Raw genomic sequence first — 21,275 nt, forward strand, 5'->3', positions numbered from 1 at the left:
TTACAACTGTTATTTTTGTAATACGTAAATTACATAATCAAATTACCTCACCCGTTAAACTATTACTTGCAGCCTTAGTAATTTTTACATCAGTAATTTTACCAAGCAAAGATTTATTAGGATTTTGGATATATACGGACTGCATATAAGGAGTTTTACCTATTATTTGATCATCGAATTTACCGTTACGGTCGAATAGAACTTTCATAATACTACCAACGCAACTTTCATTAAAAGCTAGTTGTTGAGCTGTGAGTTCTTGTTGCAATATGGTTAATCTCTCTGATTTTATGTGTTCCGGAACTTGATCCGTTCTAGTCGCTCCCGGCGTACCGGGACGAGGGCTATATTTAAACGAATAGCACTGACCGTATTTTACTCGGCGTACCAAATCTAAAGTATCTTCAAAATCTTCATCCGTTTCACCGGGAAAACCGACAATAAAATCAGAGGATAAAACTATATCGGGTCTTGTCTCTCTTAAGCGATTAATTATATCAAAATAATAATCCCGATCATGCTTACGGTTCATGGCTTTTAATATTTTATTTGAACCTGATTGCACCGGAAGATGTAAAAACGGCATTAATTTAGGTTCAGTGCCGTGCAGTTTTATTAGATCATCAGTCATATCTATCGGGTGCGACGTCATATAACGCAATCTCTCTAAATTTGGGATTTGTGCTAGATGTCCCAGTAAATCGGCTAGAGTAAATATCTTATCATCAGGTCCTTTACCGTGATAAGCATTAACATTTTGCCCAAGTAGTGTAATTTCTTTAGCACCGCTGCTAACTACTTTTAACGCTTCTCTATAGACCTGCTCTACGTTCCTTGAAAATTCAGCTCCTCTTGTATAAGGCACCACACAGAAAGTACAAAATTTATCGCATCCTTCTTGCACCGATATAAAGCTACTAGCACCTTGCGGATATAATTGTTCCGGTAAATTATCAAATTTCGCTTCTTCAACAAAATCAAGATCGATTAAATGTTTTTCGTGTCTAACGACTTTTGAGATTAATTCCGGTAGGTTATAATAAGATTGCGGACCGACAACAATATCGACATAAGGAGCTCTTGAGAAAATCTCTTCACCTTCCGCCTGAGCAACACAACCGGCTACAACTATTATTGCAGAATTTAAACCTTGTTTTTTTCTAGTATCTTGTAGTTTCTTAATACGACCGAGTTCAGAATAAGTTTTCTCGGCTGCTTTCTCTCTGATATGACAGGTAATTAGGATAATAACATCAGCATCTTCTATATTTTCCGTAGGTTCATAACCGAAAGGATAAAGCAAATCTTGCATCTTAACGGAGTCATAAACATTCATCTGACAGCCGTAGGTCTTAATATAAAGCTTCTTACTCATAAAATTTTATATATATATCTTTAAACTACAATACTATACGAAGATCAACTTCAAAAAGAGCTAGAAGTTCTCAAGGCGAGGATCGCAGCGTATACTTAATACGTGAGAACCGGAGCTCTTGTAGAACGACGCAGCCAATTTTTGAAGTTCATCGAGTATATTATAAAAAGTTTTATATCATACTATATTTAGATAATTTTATCAAATTTTAAATAAACCGAAAACACTATCCATCTGCTCTTCTTAACTTAATTAATTCATCTACCAGAGAAATTTTTTCTCCTGTAGTATCTATATAATCTTGCACTTTTGTTTGTAATTTTGCTAAAGCTTGATTTGGAGTAGTAATATAAATCATACTTTCTTTTTTATGGGCTTTATCTTTTATTTTCTTTTTTGCCATATTAGTAATACTTTATAATGAATAGTATTTTTATCAAATAAGGATAAACATACCATATTATTTTTTATTTATAAATTCAGCTAAGCTTTAAACTAACTTCTTGACGTATTAATCTTATCCATATAAATTTACATGGATAATGACTAAGTGGATATGTGATTGAGCGTTTTTTAGCAAAAGAAATTGAATTTAAAATATTATTATTTATTAATCCTTGCTGTACAGATTCTTTCGGTGATTTCTTTAAGTTTTTCTATTCTCTCAATAAGATAAAGCAGCTGTTCTTTAGTAATTTTATAGTTTTTATCATATCTTGCATCAACATAAGCTTTTTCAAGAAGCTCAAAACACTCTTTTTGTTCAGCAGTTGCTTTAGGGGAATACTTCCCATAATTCACTGTCATAATTTCCTACCATACTACCTAATTTTTGCAAATTATGTAATTTAGGTTTGTAATTTGAGAAAACTAATAAAATAGTACTGTACAGACTTTCCGTAGCTTGATGAAGCGAAAAGGCTGACAACGCATATTCCGAATCGTTTAAATAAGTAGTTGCACCTTTTAAAAAACCTTTACCTCTGCCAAACCAATATTCATAATAATCTTTAGCGATTTCTTTCATCTCGCTCCAAGGTAAATCTTTAGCTTCACTAAGTGTAAATTCCCCACTATCATATAAAAGAATACCTTCTTTCTTAATATCAGTAAAAAAATAACGCCCTATCTCTAACTGCCTGTTTACTTCGTCTATTGACTCAAGAATTATTGATATTAATGAATCATAAGGGATAATTTGCTTAGGATTTATTACTCCTGTTTTTTCTAATCTCTTATATATATTATCTACTAACCTTAAAGCAGTATACCCTTTATATTTACCTTTTTTCAGAATTATCAAAATATCGGTATCGCTATGATAGCCGTTAGGTAGATCACGCACCCAATCACCTCTAGCAAAAGAGCCGTACAAAATAATCATAGCAATTTTATCCTGTGCAATATCTAAAATTTGCTGCACTATAAAATTAAGCCTAGCTTGGATCTTAAGAGAACGTTCAGGTAAGGTGGTTTTCATTTAAATCTATATTTTATATTTCTGCTTTTAGCTTTTTTATTTCTTCTATGGATATTCCTGTCATCTCGTGTATTTCTTCTATAGGTATTTTTTTAGTTAGCATTTTCTTTATTATTTCAATTTTTCCCTTTTCTATCCCCTTTTTCATACCGGCATTAAACTTTTCCTCAAACTTGTCTATTTCTTGTTGTATAGCCATTTCAGCTCTAAAGTAATCATCATGCTCTTGGTCCGTCCATTTATATTGCTCTAAACTTGCATATGCCGATAACACAATTTCATTTTTAATCTCTTTTGGCGGTTCTTGTTCTTGCGAAGCATATTTTAATAAATGTAACCATTCATCGGTATCATCTTTAAGATCATTTTTTTTAAATTTTCCTAGTTCAATAAATACATAAGTTAATGAAAACAAATATTGTTTATGGGTATTGCTTTCTTTTATATGATGATAGCTAACATACGGCAATTCATCAGGCAAAGCTTTTGTTCCTATGATAGAAATTATTACTACCGGCAATAAATCCCTATGTTTCATACCTTTCTTAATTTGACTAACATAGGTATAACAACCGTAAAGCTGCGTTCTATTAAGATAATCTTTCTCCATTTTACGCTGCATTTCGATTATATACCATCTACCGGTTTCATCTTTAACTTTTAGATCGAATAAACTTCTTTTCCCTTCAAGAAATAAAGGCAATTGTTCAGTAGTTATATAGCTTAAATCTATGATTCTATCTCCTTTCGATAACCTAAGAAGAGAGTTCAATAAATTTATTAATTTTACTTTATCGCTAAATAATTTTTTAAATGCGACATCATTTGTACCGTCTAAATATCTTTGCATAAATAATTATATTTTAGTAAGTTTGCATATATAGCAAATTAACCTCAGATAGTAAACTACTTTTACAATTTATTATAAGTATTAGACTTCTTGCATAACTTATCTTATAAAGAGGAATCCCCCTGGAAACACGGAAGCACTTGCCACCGCAGCGTATATAAATACATGAGGATGCTAGTTACCTTCTTGATGTACAAATTACCTTTAGAAGGAGGTTAGGCAAAAAGTCTATTAATACCTATCATTATCATCATATACCCCCCAAATTACTTTCTTAGAAATCCAACCTGTGTAATTCTTACATGTAATTTGGCAGAATTGTTCTTTGCATTTTTTTAAACCGCAGCGAACCTTGGGCATTAATTTTGCTATAACTCGGCTTTTATGGTCTGCGGATTTGGTAAGCTCTATTTCCTTGTCGGAGGTAATAACTACTGATCTTTTACCTGATAAAACGCTTGAATGTATCCAACCGCCTTCGCCGTTAATGTCACGTACTTGTCGCCATTGTTCGTACTCTGCAGTTATTTCTACCGGTTCGCCTTTTTTAACAAAAAGCCATTCTACGGCAGATTTAGTGGTTGGTCCGCTCCTTGCATTTACTTCATTAGATTTTATTGAAACAAATCTAGGAATAGGTAATTTTTTATTATCGGCGTTAATTGTTGTTGATAATATTATCGTAATTAAAATGATAAAAACTTTAATCATTATCTTCCACTTCAGATAAGGCATCCTCTTTTTTTGCTATTATATAATTACCAAGCCTAAATTGTACTTTTATTCTATTAATTTCCTGCTCGCTAATACCTATATTTTTTAGGACTGTTCCACCGATTTGTAATCCAGTCTCATAACTTTCCGGAATAATAGTTGTGGCACCTAAATCATAAAACTCTCTAGCATTTTTTAAGTTTTTTAACTTAACGACAATCGGTATATCCTGATAATTACCGCTAATTGTTTTAAGCGATTTCTTGATAGTTACTTGATTATTCATAGTAAGTATTATAGCAAATGCTCTTTCCGTACCTAATGCCTTTAGAGTATCGGCTTGCGATACGTCACCTTTAAAAACCGGTAAACCGTTTGATAGCTCTTCTTTGACTCTATCATCATCTAAATCAAGTATTACGTAACTTATACCTTCCGCTTCCAAAACTCTTGCTACCATTTTACCGGTATTACCAAGTCCGGCAATAATAATATGGTTTGTTAAATCTCTTGCCCCAAGCTCAATCATTTGAGTCGGAGTTTTACCAAGTCCTTTATCAACTTTCTCGGCAATCTTTTTCCCTAAAGCTGCGAGTAATGGAGTAAGTGCCATAGTAAAAGTAACTACGAGTAATAATATATCGGCAGTACTTTCTTCTAATACTCCACTATCTTTACCTAAACTGAATAATATAAAACCAAACTCTCCACCTTGCGATAATAATAAGCCTGAATAAAAAGCAACTCCTTTATTAAAACCAAATAAAATACAAAAAGCTGTTATGATTAAGGTTTTTATACCTATTAAAGCAATAGATAAAGTAAGAATATGAGATATTTTTTCATACATTTCTAGTGCGTCGATATTCATACCGACGGTCATGAAAAACAATCCTAAAAATAAACTTTTGAAAGGATAAATACTTTCTTCTGCCTGCAATCTAAATTCAGTTTCCGCCACTAATACTCCGGCAACAAATGCTCCTAGAGCTAAAGACAAACCAAATGTTTCGGTAGCCCAAGCAGCAGAAAGTACTATTAACAAAGTCATTGAAATAGGTAACTCGCTTGCATTATTACTTTCTGATGAAATGAAAGAAAATACAGGACGAAGAAAAACACGACCGACAATAAATATTGTAAGTAAGGCCGTTACGGCTTTTAAGAGTGCAATACCAAGAGCCGCTGCAAGCGAAGCTTTATTACTATCAGCAAGTAGCGGCACTACCACAAGCAATGGAACTACAGCCAAATCTTGCAGTAACAGAATAGCTAAAGAAACTCTTCCTATTTGGGTTGATTGACTACGATTTTCCTCAATAACCTGCATAACAAGTGCCGTAGATGAAAGGGCAAGGCCACCGCCAGTAATAATAGCCGCACTACTATTACCGTCTATAAGTACCATTGCACCGGCAATTACTATAGCAGTCGTTAAAACTTGCAAACTACCGAGACCAAAGACATATCGTCTCATAGCTTTTAATCGCTCGAAGGATAACTCAAGACCTATCGCAAATAATAGAAATACTACACCAAGTTCACCTAGTAACTTAGTTTGGTCATATGTTACGATTTTTAAACCGTGATCACCTATTGCAGCTCCTGCAATTAAGTAACCAAGTACCGGACTTAATCTAAGACGCTTAAGTATAGCCACGATAAAAACCGCAGTACCGAGTAAAATTATAACGTTAATAAGAATATGATCGTTCATCTTTTCCAAATTTCTTCTAGCTTAAAATGCTCCCGTGCTTCAGGATAAAAAATATTAATTAAAATAGTACCTGCATCTATTAGTACCCACTCTGATTTACCAAGCCCCTCAATATTACTATTTATACCGGCATTATTTTTTAATTCTAAAGCTACATATTCAGCAATTGCTCCAACATTTTTAGTCGAACGACCGCTAGCAAATATAATATAATCGGCTAATTTATGTTTTCCTGTTAAATCAATTACCTCAATATCTTCTGCTTTTTTCTCATTCAAACATTCTAAGATAAATAATTTTAATTCTTCAGCTTCTTTTTTCATAATAATTAATAAATGACATAATAATATTAATTATTATATGCATAAGAGTAGAGTTTATCAATGAATGTTTAAAATTCTATAATAAAAATTCATATAAAGCTTTACTTTAACTAAAAAAAACTTTAATTAATATTTAGGCTTTTATATCTAAAAAGTGATAAAATAATGGCAATATCTGCAGAAGAGTTAGAAAAAATACTTAAGAAATCCTTTCCAAACAGTATAATAAAAATTACTGATTTAGTAGGAGATCAAGACCATTATGCATTAGAAATATCAGATGTTCAATTTAATGGACTTTCTTTAATTAATCAACATAAATTAGTAAAAAACGCCCTGTCTGAAATATTAAATAAAAAACTACATGCAATTACCATAAAAACTATCGCAGTTCCTGAAAAATAATTACAAATATTAATATAATAAATCTTGTACAAATTCAACTTATTATTTAATTAACCTTATACTTACTTAGTTTCTATGAAGCTTTCTAATTGATTCGCTATTTTGAGGTATTTTTTAGCGAAAATTAATAAGATTTTTGAAAGAATAGTTATTCATATTTCAAAAAAATCTTATAATTTGCAGTAAAAAATAACCAAAATTAAATCTTTTTTAGAAAGCTTCATAGAGCCTAGTATTAAGATTATAATTTTTCTGATTGCATCAGTCAACAATATGTTGACTTCTATTCTTACATAGAGTATATTATAATTTAATCTATTCTCATCTCTAAATGCAATATAAACTCAGCTTTTCTAAAACAGCTTTAAAAAACTTACTCAAAATTTCTACAAACAAAAGAAAAGCTATATTAGAAAAATTAGAACAACTAAAATTAAATCCTTATAAGGAAAATAATAATATCAAGAAATTAATAGGATACGATGGGTATAGATTAAGGATTGGAGATTATAGAGTTATATATAGAATAAATAAAGGAAAGTTAGAAATTCTAGTAATTAATGTTGATGTTAGAGGATAGGTATATAAATGAGTAATAAACATATAATAGAATATCAAGGGAAGCCTGCTTTTGTTGTTATACCTTTTAATGAATATCAGGAACTTATCAATAAGAAACAATGTATTACCGATGAAACATTATACGCCGAAGCTATAGCCAAAAATGAGGAATATTTTCCTGAAGATTTGGTACAAAAAATTCTAAACGGCGAAAATCCTATTAAAGTTTATCGTGAATATAGAGGATTATCTCAAGAACAATTAGCTATTAAAATTGGTAAAACTAAGCAATATATATCATTTATTGAGAAAGGATTACGAAAAGGCACAATAGACACGCTAAAAAAACTAAGTACTGTTTTAAATGTTGATTTAGATATGTTATGATTTGCAGCAAAAAATAACCAGAATTAAATCTTTATTAGAAATATTCACAGAGCTAATATTTATAACGCTTAGATTATATAAGGAGTAAAATTTAATTTTACCCCCCACCAATTATATATAGATTTACTCTTCAAGTTGTTTTTCTATCCATTTCTTATGTTTTTGTTCATCTAAAAGACCTTGTTTTAAAGTTTTTGATGCATCATGCCATTTATTACTATGCTCATTTAATCTTTCATAAGCAGTATTAGTATCTTCTTCATTTGTATGCATAGCATATAATATAGCTTTATCATCAACTAAATCAGCAAGTATCACTTTACCTTTTGTCAGCCATTGCTTACTACTTGGTCCTTTTATTGTTTTCTCGTTATGTTTTGATAAAAGCTTATTTAACTCTTTTACATGTCTTTCATGGTCCGTTTTAAAGGCATCTAACTGTTTTTTGTAATCTTCATTAGTAATTCTATTAATAGCAGTTTTATATGCTTCGATAGCATCGTAATCAAGCTCTATAAGTTCTTTTATTGCATCGGCAAAATTATTTTGGGTTCCTACTAAAGTTGTCATGTTAGCCTCCTTAATTTTTGATTGCAATTATAAGCCTACTCCTTAAATTTTTTCAGGTCAAGGTTAAAAAAACAACAATAAAAATAAATTTTTTATAAGTAAACAGTAATTAACTTTATTGTTAAAAATAATAGTTTATAATATTTTTAATTTAGGTTGACTTACCCTATAAATTTTTCTACCATCATATATGGAGCTACTGAAAACGAAAAAAAGTGGTTCTGTATTATTAACTAACCCGAATATTTAGGAGGGAATTATGACTAATAATAACAAAGGCTTCGCCTCTATGGACAAAGAAAAAGTAAGAGAAATAGCTGCTAAAGGAGGACATGCTTCTCATGGAGGGCATCATGGTCATAACGATCATGATCACGGATCAGGAAAACAGGGCTTTGCCTCTATGGATAAAGAAAAAGTAAAGGAAATAGCTGCTAAAGAAGGACATGCTTCTCACGGAGGACATCATGGTCATAACGATCATGATCACGGATCAGGAAAACAGGGCTTTGCCTCTATGGATAAAGAAAAGGTAAGAGAAATAGCTGCTAAAGAAGGACATGCTTCTCACGGAGGACATCATGGTCATAACGATCATGATCACGGATCAGGAAAACAGGGCTTTGCCTCTATGGATAAAGAAAAGGTAAGAGAAATAGCTGCTAAAGGAGGGCATGCTTCTCATAAAGGCAGCCATTAGGATAATAGATAGAAAATATTAAATAGCGAGCTATTCAGGATAAAAACTTATCCTGAATAGTGATAAGGTAACCAAAGACATTATTAAGCTTCATCTTTGATTATAAAATAAAATTTACTACTCAGTTAAGGATAGAAATTTTATAGTTCTTATCCTTAACTGATGCGGATTTTTAGAAATTTACTTTAAGTCTTAGCGTACCGGATTGAGCATGGTATTTTTTAGCTAAGTTCAGCCCGTAATGCACTCCATACTCCGTTCTACCTTTCTTAACTACTACCCCTGCTCCTAAATCATACAGCATTTTAGTAGGTTTAGGCGTCGGTACCGGTAAAGGCTCATTAAGACCGTTAAGATCTGCGATGATTGCCGGTGTCTTACCTTTAAAGTCGTAATTAATAAAGGCATGAACTTGCGGTCTAATTATGAACTCATCCTTATAGAAAGTTGTTTTAATTTCACCGCCGAGTATACCCTCAACCTTATTATATTGACGCTTCTGAATAGTTAGATTTTGGAAAGAAGTACCGTATTCCTGATAACCGGAATCTTTAATCTTAGTAAATCTTAAACCTGCCATCGGTGCGAATGAAGTTTCTTTCCATAGATAATTATAACCCCCAACTACTTGACCGCTATAAGAAGTTGAATGATACTTACCGTGTGCCGTTTCATAACCGCCTATAATATTACGTAGTTCATTAGTTTTAATATCGCTTCGTGAATAGGTAGTTACTCCTTCTACAAACCAGTTATTTACAAAGTAATATAAACCGTATATAGAACCCATATTAGTTCCGACCTTAGTAGTATTGCCGGATTTGGCATTTTGGTAACGTAACTTCGTATCGACTCTAGTATAAGCAGCACCAAGAACTATATTATCGTTTATAACGGTATCGACCCCGATTGAGCCACCGGTAGATTTAGCTTTATAACCGCTAAGACCGTTAAAGGCTTTTTGTACCGCTTTGCCGTAATATGGGCTAACCCATACTCCGTAAACGGAATTATTAGCATTACCTTCATCGAGTTCACAGTCACCGCCTCCGACAGCCGCCGCACCTCTCTTACGTGAGGTAGCATCTTCTGCTGCAGGATTTGCACCATCCTCTGCCGCATCTTTAAGAGTCTTAAGTCTCTTACCTACTTCTTGAGTACCGGTACTAGTATTATCATGAGCAGCATTAAAGCCGTCATTCGCATTAGAACGACTTATTCCGCTACCTGAATTTCCACCGCTACCTGTACCTGAAGAATTATCTCGGCTACTACCTATAGCAGGCATACCGCTCTCAGAACTGCCTCCTATATTGTTACTATTATTAGCAGGAGAAATACTTGTTGTTGTAGGATTACCACTATTACCGTATGGACTGCTTCCACCATTGGTAACACCACCGTTAGAACCTGCACCACCATAGCTTGTGCCGCCTGTGCCTACACTACCACCTGTTACCGAACCGTTAGAACTTGTACCACCCTGACCAACTGAAGGAGTATACCCACCGACATTATTACGAGTACTACCTGTTGATGGGCTGTATACACTATTACCGCCGGCAGGTGAGTTACTGCCTGTACCAACATTAGAACCTGTACCACTTGGAGTAGTTCCACTGTTGCCAACGCCACCGGTTGAAGCTGGACCATTATAGCTTGTACCGCCTGTACCTACACTGCCACCTGAAGTAGCGGAAGTAGATGGAACATAGCCAGCAGGACTGCCGCCTGATGCTGGACCATTGTAGCTTGTACCGCCTGTACCTACATTACTTCCTGAAGCTCCACCTGTACCAACTGACGGACTGCCGCCTCCTGTACCGATATTACCTCCTGTAGTGCCGCCAGTGCCGGGACCATTAGGACCAAATCCACCGGTGCCGACTGATGGGCTACCACCTCCTGTGCCAATATTTCCTCCTGTAGTTCCACCTGTGCCGGGACCGTTAGGACCAAAGCCACCAACGCTACCGCCTGTAGCCGGACCGCTTGGAGCCACAACACTTGGACCATTCGGAGTAAATACTCCGCCGGTTACAGAACCGCTAGGAGCATTTCCTCCTGTACCGGGACCATTAGGTCCAAAGCCACCGGTGCCTGTAACCGGAGTAGTCGGAGTATTATATCCTGCCGGATTGCTAGGTGTTACGTCATAGCCGCCCGGAGTGGTAGGCGGAACATATATATTGTTAACTACACTACCGCTAGTTGGTGGCGGCTGTATAGGATTGAAACCACCACCAACACTTGGACCGACCAAAGGACCCATAGGAGTAAGCGGAGTAGTTACTCTGTGTATTTCATTTGAAGGACGCTCGATTAGAGGTAATAAATGCTTAATTACCGCCGCCCTTTGATCTATCGGTGTATTTACTAAAACATTTGCAACTTTTGCCGCATCACTACCCGGAGGAGCTTTTATTATCTTACCTATAATATTATCTACGGTAACATCTCCTGTTGGTTCTATCGGTAAAAGTACAAAGGAATTACCTGTAATTTGCCATCTGACGAAGCCGCCTTCATTAGCCGTTACGTTAAACGGTAGATTTGCAGCATTACCGACTATTATACTACCTCCTGCTGCACTAATGACAGGATAAGCACTACCTTCTCCAATAGCAGACGGGTTATTTTGAGCAGTTAAAAATACTTTAATAGAAGAAACATTTGATAAATCAAAGGTACTACCGCTTGCGAGTACTATATTACCGCTATTTGCGTTACCTGTTTGACCTGCATTTATAGTATCATAGAAGACATTAATAATAAGCTCGCCGGTAGGAGTAGCAGAGCCTGTATAAGTAACTTGATTATTACCAAGGTCAAAAGTAATATTACTACCTGATATATTACCCCCGACATTTACTTTAGTATTATCACCGGTAAACATCATTGTCGCCTGATCGGCAACTATAGTATTTGCTCCTAAATTCGACGCAATGAAAGCTGTTTTTTTCGGTGCAAACGTAATAACATTCGCACCCGTTACCGCTTTTTGTAGCCATACGTCATCATCGAATTTATGACTACCGCCGTTAATCGGTGCTTGTACAAGTGCAGCATTAGTATATTCTGCTGAAGAATCGCTACTGCTTCCTTTGAAGTTCTCTGAAACGATTTTTGTTTTGTAATTAAATTTCGTGGTTGCTCTAGGAACTTTAACACCGCCAACAGTTGCCGCAGCTATATCTAAGCTCCTACTGTTATAACCGGTAAATACAGCTGATTTACCGGCATCAATAGTAATATCTTTAGCATAGGTATCCCCTTTTACCGTGCCTTTATTACTACTGAACTGAACTAGTTTAAGGTTTAAATTCTCACCGCCTAAATCATCGGTAAAACCGTTATCGGCATTAAATATCGCCGTACCCTCGTTATTAGTTTTGGTTGTGACACTAGAGTAAACATCTTGGCTATCAATGGTGAATTTACCGTCACTATTAAGCTGAATGGTTTTAAGGTGGTTTGAGTCTGAACCGAACGGCGAAGTACCTGTTGTTAAATCGCCCGTTATTGCTAGAGTATGAATTTTATTGCCGGTAGTAGTAGCTCCGCCAACTACACTAGTATTAGCAAGAGTTAAAGTTGCAGACTGAGTAGTAGTAAATGAAACCGAGCCTGTTTTCACGGTACCTTGAATTGTAACATCACCCCCGTCTATTTGAACTACATCAACCATTCCTTTAGTACCTATACTACCGGAATAAGTAATTGCATTAGAGTCATCAAAAATTACTAAGCTATCCTCAGGGTTTATAGCTAAAGCAAAAGGAAAAAAGCTTGATCCTTCAGAAATATCTAAAATATTTATTGCTCCATTAAATTTTATGTCACCGCCGTTTATTAATATTACATATGCTGCATTAACACCTCCGGCACAATTCAGCAAATCAGTGCTAACGGTTATATCACCAACTTTTGAAGTGCTGCTACCTATATCCCCGCTAACGCTACTTGGACCGGTAAACATTAAATTAACGCCATTCCCCGTAATGGTACCAGTTAAAGTAGTCGGTTGGGTAAATAATATATTACCCGTACCCGTTCCTTGAACTTCAGTAATAGACATGTTACCGCCGGAATTAATCGTGACGGTGCTGTTGTCAGCCCCTGCTTGTAGCATTGCAAGGTTTGTAATTGTATTGTTACCGCCAACAGTACCTATAGTACCGTTATCCATAAAGACTACAGTACCGTTAGGTTGACCGCCGGTACTCGTTATATTACCGGTAATAAGTGCCGGTATATTATTTTTTGTATCACTAGCAAATATTGCAGTACCGGCATTATTTTGGAAATCCATATTACCGCTAATCTGTACAACTCCAAGCTTAGTAGCACCTGAGAAGAAAGCATCTGCATTGACGACTCCTATAGCAAGCTGTGGCACCGAGACGTCAATACTCTTGGTATTAATCGCAGTTACTTCTATTGTACCTAACCCAGAAAATTTTATTTGTTGTAGTGGATGATTAGCAGTACCAAGTGAAAGAATAGGATTAACTCCCTTATTTTTAACACCGTTTATTACTAATGTAGTATTGGCATTTTCAGCATTTAACTCAACTATACCGAAATTTGCAGCACCGGGATCTATATTACCGGTTAGATATATGGTACTTGGGGTATTGACATCTGTCGAAGTAGTCATTAATTTTAAAACAGATGAATCGTTTTTAAATGCAACACCCGGTGCATCTAAGTCAAAATCAACATTTATTGCATCAAGTGCATAAACGGCCGGTCCAGCTTTAGCATCACCAATGTTAATTGCATTAATGCTTGCCGAGGTAAGTGATGCATCGACAAAAACCCCGCCGGCAGCAATATTAAGCACTGCAGTATTACTCACATCAAGTCCATTTGTACCTAACTTAGCATTAGTACCAACAACTCCGACATTACCACTAACATTTATAACAGCAAGGGGATTTGCCTTTGTACCAAGAGTTTCATTACCAACATTACCCTGCAAAGTTAACACATTTTTATTTGGCGGAGCATTAGAAGTGCTACTTAAATTAACAATACCGCCCGCATTGCCAACATTGACAAAACCATCGACATTATTCGTAAAGGTAACTTGTTGATTTTTGCTAGTAGTTAAACCAAATATGGAGTTAGTATTATTCAAATTAATAGCACTTTCTAGAGTTAAAGCCTTGTTAGATACGTCTACCGTAAATGCTGCGGCTGCATTTCCCTGTCCGATATTAATTGTTTGTACCGTACCTATACTTGAATCAGTAGCCGTTAAAGTAGTACCGGTAGTATAAACGTTTAATGTTCCTGTGTTCCCGTTTGTAATTGGGCTGTTAAGTAAATAGCCTGCAGAATTTGTACCTGAAAACTCTAAAACACCTCCACCTGCTCCAAAATCTACCGCAACTGCATTATTAGCCGTTCCAAGCGACCCACTTAAATTTGCCGTAGCACCGTTAGTGAAAGTGAGGCTTGCTGCCGATACATTCTGCGTAAAGTTTACTATATTTCCAGCAACTCCTTTAATACTTATTGTATTGATATTACTTATAGCACCGTTTACGTTACCGCCTCCTAAAAATACTAAATTACCGTTAACTGCGTTACTACTTGTAACAACACCTAAATTACCGCTGTCATTAACGTTAACCGTACCTGCCTTACCGGCAAAATCAGTCTGCCCACCAATCTGATCAGTTGTAATGACACCGGCATCAGTAAAAGTTGCCGTACCTGTAATATCCCCGGTATATGTTCCTGTCCCGACAGTAACGTTACCCGTAGTATCCGTAGTCAATTGACCAGCTCCGACTGCAGCATTACCGGTAAAGCCACCAGCAGCCGTAGCTACTACACCTGCATTATTTATTGTCAGATTAGTTGCACTAGATGCTCCGTTTATCGTAACAGCTCCTGCTCCATTAAGATTTAAAGCTGTAATACCCGTCACAGGTCCGAGTGTACCTGCTCCTAACACATTAACGGTACCGCTAACACCTCCGGTACTTGTTACTGCTCCTAATTGTCCATTAGAAGCAAGATTTATTGTACCGGCGTTATTTACAAAATCTGCTTTCCCTCCAACTTGAGTTGTATTAAGAATACCTGTCCCACTAAAAGTTACCGTACCTGAAATATCTCCTGTGTATGTTCCCGTTCCAATAGTTACATTCCCGATAGTATTTGTAGTCAATTGACCGGCTCCAACTGCAGCATTACCGGTAAAGCCACCGGCAGCCTTAGCTACTACACCTGCATTATTTATTGTCAGATTAGTTGCACTAGATGCTCCGTTTATCGTAACAACCCCTGCTCCGTTAAGGTTTAAAGCCGTAATACCCGTCACAGGTCCAAGTGTAGCTGCTCCTAACACATTAACGGTACCGTTATTGTTAAGTTTTATTATACCGGCATTATTTACAAAATCCGTTTTTCCGGTAATATTAGTCACTGCAAGCGTAGTAGTATTCGTAAAATTGACCGGACCGTTAACAGTAGTAAGAGTTAAATTACCTGCTATACCTGTAGAAAGAGGAGTTGCTATATTAATTGCCGGCGTAATCGTGATATCACCGTTGCCAGCTAATATCATAGAATTTAAAGTATTCCCGCCGTTAATACCTAAATTATTCCCACCGGTTATCGTTAAAAGACCGCCGGTTGAGCTTAACTGAATTATACCGCTAGCCGCCGCACCGGGATCTAAATCCCCATTCATTGTAGCCGTTACGTTTCCGTTACTTGTAATATTTAATATTGAACCGGCATTATTGAATTTCATATTAGCAGTACTAATATTAAAATTTGCATTATTAGGTGTTAATATATATGTCCCGATTCCGTTCCCATCGCCGATATTTATATTAGTAGCACTTGCCGAGGTAGCGGTTTGATCGGTAAAGTTACTATTTCCCGTAACGTTAAGAGTCGTAATACCGCTAAGGTTAATCCCTCCCTGTGCCTGAACGTTTCCTATAGTGCTAACCGAAGCTAGCTTATTAACGGCACCGAACGATCCTCCCTGAACGGTTAAAGCATTAGTGCCGTTTAAGGTTACATTACCGCCGCCGTCTGCGAAACCGTCTAAGTTACCGCCGAACGTTACGGCTTGTACGACAGGTGAAGCAACAACTAAACCGACCTTAGCACTTTCAAAATTAATTTGATTTCCTCCCGCTATAAAGATTTAAATTCGGATTATTGACCGCTAAAGTAAGAGCCGCTGTAGAGAAATTTGCTCCTATTTGAATAGCTTTAGCCGTAGCAATACTAGCATCAGTAGCCTTAAGAGTAGTATCTACCATGACACCACCATTGCCTGCTTGTAAAATAGGGCTTGAAAAAATATAAGAACCTACCGGATTAGAAAATGCTAACGTTGCCTCAAGATCATTATACTGCACTCCTGCTGTTGCAGTTAATGTTCCTCCTACTGCAGCTATCCCGTCAGCAGTAAAATTAAACTGATCAACCGTAACATTTCCCTGTAAATTAACAGGGTTATTCCCTTTAACATTCAATGTATTAATCGCATGGTTGGCTCCTACATCACCGGTAACAGTACTACCACCAACAAAATTTAAGGTTGCCAGATTTCCCCCTATAATATCGTCTATATCCCCGGTTACTGTAACACCGTCATCCAATATAGCAGTCGCAGATTTACCGTTAAAATCCATATTGGAAGTTATGTTAGCGTTAAATTGTGATATAGAATTTGAATTAAATTGTACTAAACCACCGGCACCCGTATTAAGCTGTGTTGTCCAAATAAGTTGTGTCTGACCGCCTAGCTTTGTCGGATCCTGCTGAATTATAATTTTTTGTGCAAAAATATTACTGCTAATAGTTGTTACATTTTCACCATCCGTAATAAAGGTATTAAATCTTTGGGTAGGGCTAGTCCCGACAGGTACAGTAATATTCGTTGCAGAGGTTGATACGTGAAACGCTACTATACCTGCCGCATCATTCTTACTAGTTAGGGCTTCAGTAGCAAAAAACTGTGTACTTGCTCCATTTTCATTACTAAAGTCAGCTCGAGAAGTAGGATCTAAAAATACTAAATTTCCTATAGGGTTTACATCAATTGGATTGGGAAGATTATTTACATAATTATATATAGCATTAGCACCAATATTGATTTTTCCAAGCCCTGTTGCCCAACTAATATCTTTTACTTGAAGATTTGAATTAACATTTACAATAGCTTTTAGTCCGTTTGTAATCGTGGTATCAGTAGTTTCAGCAGCAAAAACTATATCTCCATTATCTGCAGCTTGAATAGTTAATTGTCCGTTAGTACCCTGAAAATCTATATCATTAATAAAATAAGTATCCGCAGGAACGTTGTTGCCGAGTCCAGGAGCAAACGGGTTAGCACCGCCCGCTGCATTTACGGCAGCTGCAGCTGCTGCTTGACTTGGAGCAACGCCGTTTAAAGTAACATTTGCTCCGGCAGGGATAGTCATATTTAATGAGTGATTTGCTAGAAGTAAATCCGGTGGAACGATACAGCCGACTACTGTATTCTGCAGAAAAGTCATCGATAGACCGATAGCATTTACATATATACCGGCAATTGCATTCACATCGGCAGTAACGCTATCTGCATTATTAAACGTAAGCAGAGAACCGGGAGCAAAAGGAATGTTACCGCCGTTTTGATCCAAATTAACCCCGCTAGATAAAACCGCATCATCTGCTATCACGTCCCGGTTGTCTAGAGCTAAAGAGCTAGTACTCACAAGTATCATTGCCGCCGCCGAGGCTGTCGTAAACATGCCTTTTTTTATTAAATTTTTTAAAATATTTTTTCGTTGAGTTGACATAACATCTCCTAAATTTGGGCTTAATTTTCTAAATTATCAATTCGAGACTAGTATTCATTAAACAAATATAAATTTTCTGTATTTTGGAAGATTTTTAAAAATCTTTGGTAAATGAGATTAAGATAAAAATTCTTAATATTTTCGCTAGGTTCTGTGAACATTTCTAATTAATTTGCTATTTTTTAGAGATGTTCACAGAACCTATGTTGCACTTTTAAAAAAAGTTAATAATAAAATTAATTTTTTATTCAGAGCTTTAATTAGTATTAATAATAAAAGAGGATAAGATGAAATGATTAATAATTATTAAAAGAATAAAAATTTTTCTAACTTATAATTTTGTTATATAAATAACACATTACTTTTAGTTGAAAAACATTAATTAAATACTAAAATATCTATAAAGATACTTACAAAATAAAGTATTTCCTAAATATAAAAAGTAATTATAAGTTACTTTTTCTTGTTTAAAATAAATTAAACTTTATGGATTTTTTATAGAAATTCGGTAAATCGTATATAAAACTTAAGAAATACCCAAACCGTCATTGCGAGAAGAAACTGCAAGTTTTGACGAAGCAATCTCAGGATATTTGACAAGATTGCCACGCTCATTTACGTTCGCTCGCAATGACGATATGAGCAAAATCTATAAATTTTTGCATAAAAAAATTGATTTGCTACGAATAATAGAGTATATAGTATAGACATAATTAATTCTCGGGGCGTAGCGCAGCCTGGTAGCGCATCTGGTTTGGGACCAGAGGGTCGGGAGTTCGAATCTCTCCGCCCCGACCATAAAAACATAAATTATAATGTCAAAAGACGACCTCATTCAGTTTACAGGTACAGTACTTGAACTTTTACCTAATGCTACTTTTAGAGTAAAGCTTGAGAATGATTATGTAATTATTGCTCATACTTCCGGTAGGATGCGTAAAAATCGTATCAGAATATTACTAGGAGATAAAGTTACGGTAGAAATGACTCCTTATGATTTAACTAAGGGGCGTGTGATTCATCGTCACTAGTCTTTATAAGTATGAAGCAGAACAAAAAAAACCTACCGATTATATTAGCATCAAGCTCTCCTGCAAGAATTGAGTTACTAAACAGAATTAAAATTATCCCTTCACAAATTATTCCGGCAGATATAGACGAAACACCTAATTTGCGTGAATTACCCGCTCCCTTAGCCATAAGACTTGCTTACGAAAAAGCTATAAAAGTTGCATCTCAAATAGAGGAATCAGCTATAATTATAGCTGCCGATACGGTAGCGGCAGTAGGTAGAAGAATATTGCCGAAAGCTACTACTTATGAAGAAGTCAAGAATTGTATTAAGATGGTATCCGGACGTCGTCATCGTGTCTATACCGGTTTATGTATTATCAAAAAAGAGAATGATCAGCTTACAGTTAGGCAAAAAATAGTTCAGACTATTGTTAAGTTCAAAAAATTAAGTGATGAAGAGATTAATTTTTATTGTTCTTTGGATGAGGGAATAGATAAAGCCGGCGGCTGTAAAATTTCCGGTTATGCAGAAGCTTTTATCTCATTTATTTCCGGCTCATATTCAAATGTTATGGGATTACCTTTATTTGAAACGGTAAATGCTCTAACTTCTTTAGGTTTTAAGGTATATAATCGCTAATAGTCGGGACATTTTGCCCGCGTGGATACCCGAATCGTCATTGCGAGGAGTTGCGTTAGCAACGACGCGGCAATCTCATAAGATAATATTAAAAAAACTCCTGAGATTGCCGCACCGGCATAAATGCCGGCTCGCAATGACGACTCATATCCAACCGCTTAGTTTCCAGGCTCATCCAAATGACTTCTTTCATAATTTTCATGACGCTCTTGAGCTTCAATACATAATGCAGCAATAGGTCGTGCTTCTAATCTTTTTATACCTATTGGGTCGCCTGTTTCTTCACAGTAACCGTATTCCCCATTTTCAATACGTGATAATGCTTCTTCTATTTTACTCATTAATTTACAATATCTATTTCTACTACGAAGCTCAAAGGCTCTTTCTGTTTCATGAGTAGCACAATCGTTAAGATCTGATTCTTTTAAATTTTCTTCCTTTAAATGATTTAAAGTCTCTTGAGATTCATTTAATAAATCCTCTTTCCATCTTAAAAGTTTTTGTCTAAAATATTCTAGGTGATTAGGACACATATATTCTTCATCTTTAGAAGGTTTATATCCTGTAGGCAATTTAGGTGTTTCTAGCATATTAATATCTCAATATTAGCTTTAGTATATTATGTTTATAAGGTTTTTAAAATAAAATAATATATAACTTAAAACTAACGCAAGAAGATTATGAATATTAATATATTTTATTTTTTAATTGGATATGCGGTAGTATATACAGCCTCTAAATGCTTTATACTTGTTTTAGTATAGTTTTGTGTAGTAGATAGACTTTTATGACCTAATAGCTCTTGAATAGAGCGTAAATCTGCACCATGCTCAAGCAAATGCGAAGCAAAACTATGCCTAAATGAATGAGCAGTTAAATGCTGCGGTAAACCATAAAAATGCTTTAATTTAATTAATTCACGATTAAATACCGGTGGCTGCAATTTCTTACCCTGCTTTCCTCTAAATATCGGTTCATTATCACCTAGCTTATACGGCAATATTTCTAAATATTGGGTAATTAAATTTTTAGCAATCGGTAACCACGGAATTATTCTTTCTTTACTACCTTTACCTATTATTCTTATAAATTCTAGATTTTGTAGATGAAGTTTCGTAATTGATAATGCCTCCGATATACGTAAACCTGAAGCATATATAAGAACAAGTAGGGCTTTATTTCTAAGCTCTACCCACTTAACATTCCCGTATTCTTCAATATGTTCAAGTGATATTACTACATCATCCTCCGATAAAGCTTTTGGTAATAATTTAGTTTTTTTAGGAGATTTTATAGAAAAAATTATATGACTATTTAACTGTGTTGTTTTCTCTAAAAACCTATAAAAATTTTTTACTGCAGATAAACCACGTGAAATTGAAGAAGTGGTAAAATTATCACAGTTACGTTTTGCAAGCCAACTTCGGATTAATCTTATATCTGCGGTTTTAATATGATTTATCGTTACAAGCTCTGAATTATAATAATTCATAAACTCAAGGAAATGCTTAAGGTCATTATTATAGGAAATTACTGTATGATTAGAGTAATTTCTTTGCAAATCGAGGTATTTTTGCCACTTATCTATTAATTCTTGAATTGATGTATCTAACATTTATAAAAACTTAACTATTTTTAATATTATTCTTAATGCTAACAATTATTGACTCATAATTTTATAAATGTTAGCATGAATTGAGGGTTTATGTTTACATAT

At 35.3% G+C, this 21,275-nt stretch carries 20 protein-coding genes and 1 tRNA gene; 8 read left to right on the forward strand and 13 right to left on the reverse strand.

The features are described from left to right. Positions 1 to 37: 37 nt before the first annotated feature. The 8 genes from miaB to rsfS all read right to left on the reverse strand — a co-directional run bounded on the left by miaB (position 38) and on the right by rsfS (position 6,459). Positions 38 to 1,375: a tRNA (N6-isopentenyl adenosine(37)-C2)-methylthiotransferase MiaB gene (gene miaB, locus RF_RS06765; protein WP_011271578.1), complete on the reverse strand. Its 1,338-nt coding sequence runs from the start codon at positions 1,373 to 1,375 to the stop codon at positions 38 to 40. A 226-nt stretch (positions 1,376 to 1,601) separates the two neighbouring features. Next, positions 1,602 to 1,778: a hypothetical protein gene (locus RF_RS10700; RefSeq protein ID WP_187145852.1), complete on the reverse strand. Its 177-nt coding sequence runs from the start codon at positions 1,776 to 1,778 to the stop codon at positions 1,602 to 1,604. Between the two features lie 200 nt (positions 1,779 to 1,978). Beyond that, positions 1,979 to 2,182 (reverse strand): HEPN domain-containing protein, encoded by a 204-nt coding sequence (locus RF_RS11690; protein ID WP_011271579.1) that lies wholly within the window; start codon positions 2,180 to 2,182, stop codon positions 1,979 to 1,981. Next, a complete protein-coding gene (locus RF_RS10180; RefSeq protein WP_011271580.1) occupies positions 2,151 to 2,855 on the reverse strand; it encodes a nucleotidyltransferase domain-containing protein in 705 nt (234 codons plus the stop codon). Before RF_RS10180 ends, RF_RS11690 begins: the two co-directional genes overlap by 32 nt. Before the next feature lie 13 nt (positions 2,856 to 2,868). Next, positions 2,869 to 3,705, reverse strand: a complete 837-nt coding sequence (locus RF_RS09390; protein ID WP_011271581.1) for an Rpn family recombination-promoting nuclease/putative transposase — start codon at positions 3,703 to 3,705, stop codon at positions 2,869 to 2,871. A 231-nt stretch (positions 3,706 to 3,936) separates the two neighbouring features. After that, complete coding sequence (locus RF_RS06780; protein WP_039595201.1) at positions 3,937 to 4,416, reverse strand: SH3 domain-containing protein; 480 nt, start codon at positions 4,414 to 4,416, stop codon at positions 3,937 to 3,939. After that, positions 4,409 to 6,136 (reverse strand): cation:proton antiporter domain-containing protein, encoded by a 1,728-nt coding sequence (locus tag RF_RS06785; RefSeq protein ID WP_011271583.1) that lies wholly within the window; start codon positions 6,134 to 6,136, stop codon positions 4,409 to 4,411. Before RF_RS06785 ends, RF_RS06780 begins: the two co-directional genes overlap by 8 nt. Beyond that, complete coding sequence (gene rsfS / locus RF_RS06790; protein ID WP_011271584.1) at positions 6,133 to 6,459, reverse strand: ribosome silencing factor; 327 nt, start codon at positions 6,457 to 6,459, stop codon at positions 6,133 to 6,135. Before rsfS ends, RF_RS06785 begins: the two co-directional genes overlap by 4 nt. A 165-nt stretch (positions 6,460 to 6,624) precedes the next feature. Between rsfS and RF_RS06795 the strand changes: the two genes are divergently transcribed. The 3 genes from RF_RS06795 to RF_RS06805 all read left to right on the forward strand — a co-directional run bounded on the left by RF_RS06795 (position 6,625) and on the right by RF_RS06805 (position 7,812). Further along, complete coding sequence (locus RF_RS06795; RefSeq protein ID WP_011271585.1) at positions 6,625 to 6,864, forward strand: BolA/IbaG family iron-sulfur metabolism protein; 240 nt, start codon at positions 6,625 to 6,627, stop codon at positions 6,862 to 6,864. 331 nt (positions 6,865 to 7,195) lie between these two features. Next, positions 7,196 to 7,444, forward strand: coding sequence for a type II toxin-antitoxin system RelE family toxin (locus RF_RS06800; protein ID WP_011271586.1), 249 nt, complete (start codon positions 7,196 to 7,198; stop codon positions 7,442 to 7,444). An 8-nt stretch (positions 7,445 to 7,452) separates the two neighbouring features. Next, complete coding sequence (locus tag RF_RS06805) at positions 7,453 to 7,812, forward strand: helix-turn-helix domain-containing protein (RefSeq protein ID WP_011271587.1); 360 nt, start codon at positions 7,453 to 7,455, stop codon at positions 7,810 to 7,812. A 123-nt stretch (positions 7,813 to 7,935) separates the two neighbouring features. Here the strand turns inward: RF_RS06805 and RF_RS06810 are convergent, their stop codons facing one another. Continuing rightward, positions 7,936 to 8,382 (reverse strand): DUF2383 domain-containing protein, encoded by a 447-nt coding sequence (locus tag RF_RS06810; protein WP_011271588.1) that lies wholly within the window; start codon positions 8,380 to 8,382, stop codon positions 7,936 to 7,938. Positions 8,383 to 8,641: 259 nt separating this feature from the next. On the opposite strand from RF_RS06810, the gene RF_RS08210 reads away from it, so the two are divergent. Continuing rightward, positions 8,642 to 9,082, forward strand: coding sequence for a KGG domain-containing protein (locus tag RF_RS08210; RefSeq protein ID WP_011271589.1), 441 nt, complete (start codon positions 8,642 to 8,644; stop codon positions 9,080 to 9,082). A 172-nt stretch (positions 9,083 to 9,254) separates the two neighbouring features. Here the strand turns inward: RF_RS08210 and RF_RS11695 are convergent, their stop codons facing one another. After that, on the reverse strand, positions 9,255 to 15,854 hold the full coding sequence (locus RF_RS11695; RefSeq protein ID WP_011271590.1) for an autotransporter domain-containing protein: 6,600 nt from the start codon (positions 15,852 to 15,854) through the stop codon (positions 9,255 to 9,257). A 259-nt stretch (positions 15,855 to 16,113) separates the two neighbouring features. On the opposite strand from RF_RS11695, the gene RF_RS11700 reads away from it, so the two are divergent. Then, positions 16,114 to 16,239, forward strand: coding sequence for a hypothetical protein (locus RF_RS11700; protein WP_268747340.1), 126 nt, complete (start codon positions 16,114 to 16,116; stop codon positions 16,237 to 16,239). Here RF_RS11700 and RF_RS06835 read toward each other — a convergent pair. After that, positions 16,231 to 17,904, reverse strand: coding sequence for a hypothetical protein (locus RF_RS06835; RefSeq protein WP_011271591.1), 1,674 nt, complete (start codon positions 17,902 to 17,904; stop codon positions 16,231 to 16,233). The genes RF_RS11700 and RF_RS06835 overlap by 9 nt on opposite strands. Before the next feature lie 721 nt (positions 17,905 to 18,625). Between RF_RS06835 and RF_RS06840 the strand changes: the two genes are divergently transcribed. The 3 genes from RF_RS06840 to RF_RS06850 all read left to right on the forward strand — a co-directional run bounded on the left by RF_RS06840 (position 18,626) and on the right by RF_RS06850 (position 19,558). After that, positions 18,626 to 18,702: transfer RNA gene (locus RF_RS06840), tRNA-Pro, on the forward strand. Between the two features lie 17 nt (positions 18,703 to 18,719). Next, positions 18,720 to 18,935 (forward strand): translation initiation factor IF-1, encoded by a 216-nt coding sequence (gene infA / locus RF_RS06845; RefSeq protein ID WP_011271592.1) that lies wholly within the window; start codon positions 18,720 to 18,722, stop codon positions 18,933 to 18,935. Between the two features lie 11 nt (positions 18,936 to 18,946). Then, positions 18,947 to 19,558 (forward strand): Maf family protein, encoded by a 612-nt coding sequence (locus RF_RS06850; protein WP_011271593.1) that lies wholly within the window; start codon positions 18,947 to 18,949, stop codon positions 19,556 to 19,558. Positions 19,559 to 19,716: 158 nt separating this feature from the next. On the opposite strand, the gene dksA is transcribed toward RF_RS06850, so the two are convergent. Further along, positions 19,717 to 20,148, reverse strand: coding sequence for an RNA polymerase-binding protein DksA (gene dksA, locus RF_RS06855; RefSeq protein WP_011271594.1), 432 nt, complete (start codon positions 20,146 to 20,148; stop codon positions 19,717 to 19,719). 107 nt (positions 20,149 to 20,255) lie between these two features. Continuing rightward, positions 20,256 to 21,173, reverse strand: a complete 918-nt coding sequence (locus RF_RS06860) for a tyrosine recombinase XerC (RefSeq protein WP_011271595.1) — start codon at positions 21,171 to 21,173, stop codon at positions 20,256 to 20,258. Positions 21,174 to 21,275: the final 102 nt, after the last annotated feature.

It is taken from the genome of Rickettsia felis URRWXCal2 (assembly GCA_000012145.1).
In the GTDB taxonomy this organism is placed as follows: Bacteria; Pseudomonadota; Alphaproteobacteria; order Rickettsiales; family Rickettsiaceae; genus Rickettsia; species Rickettsia felis.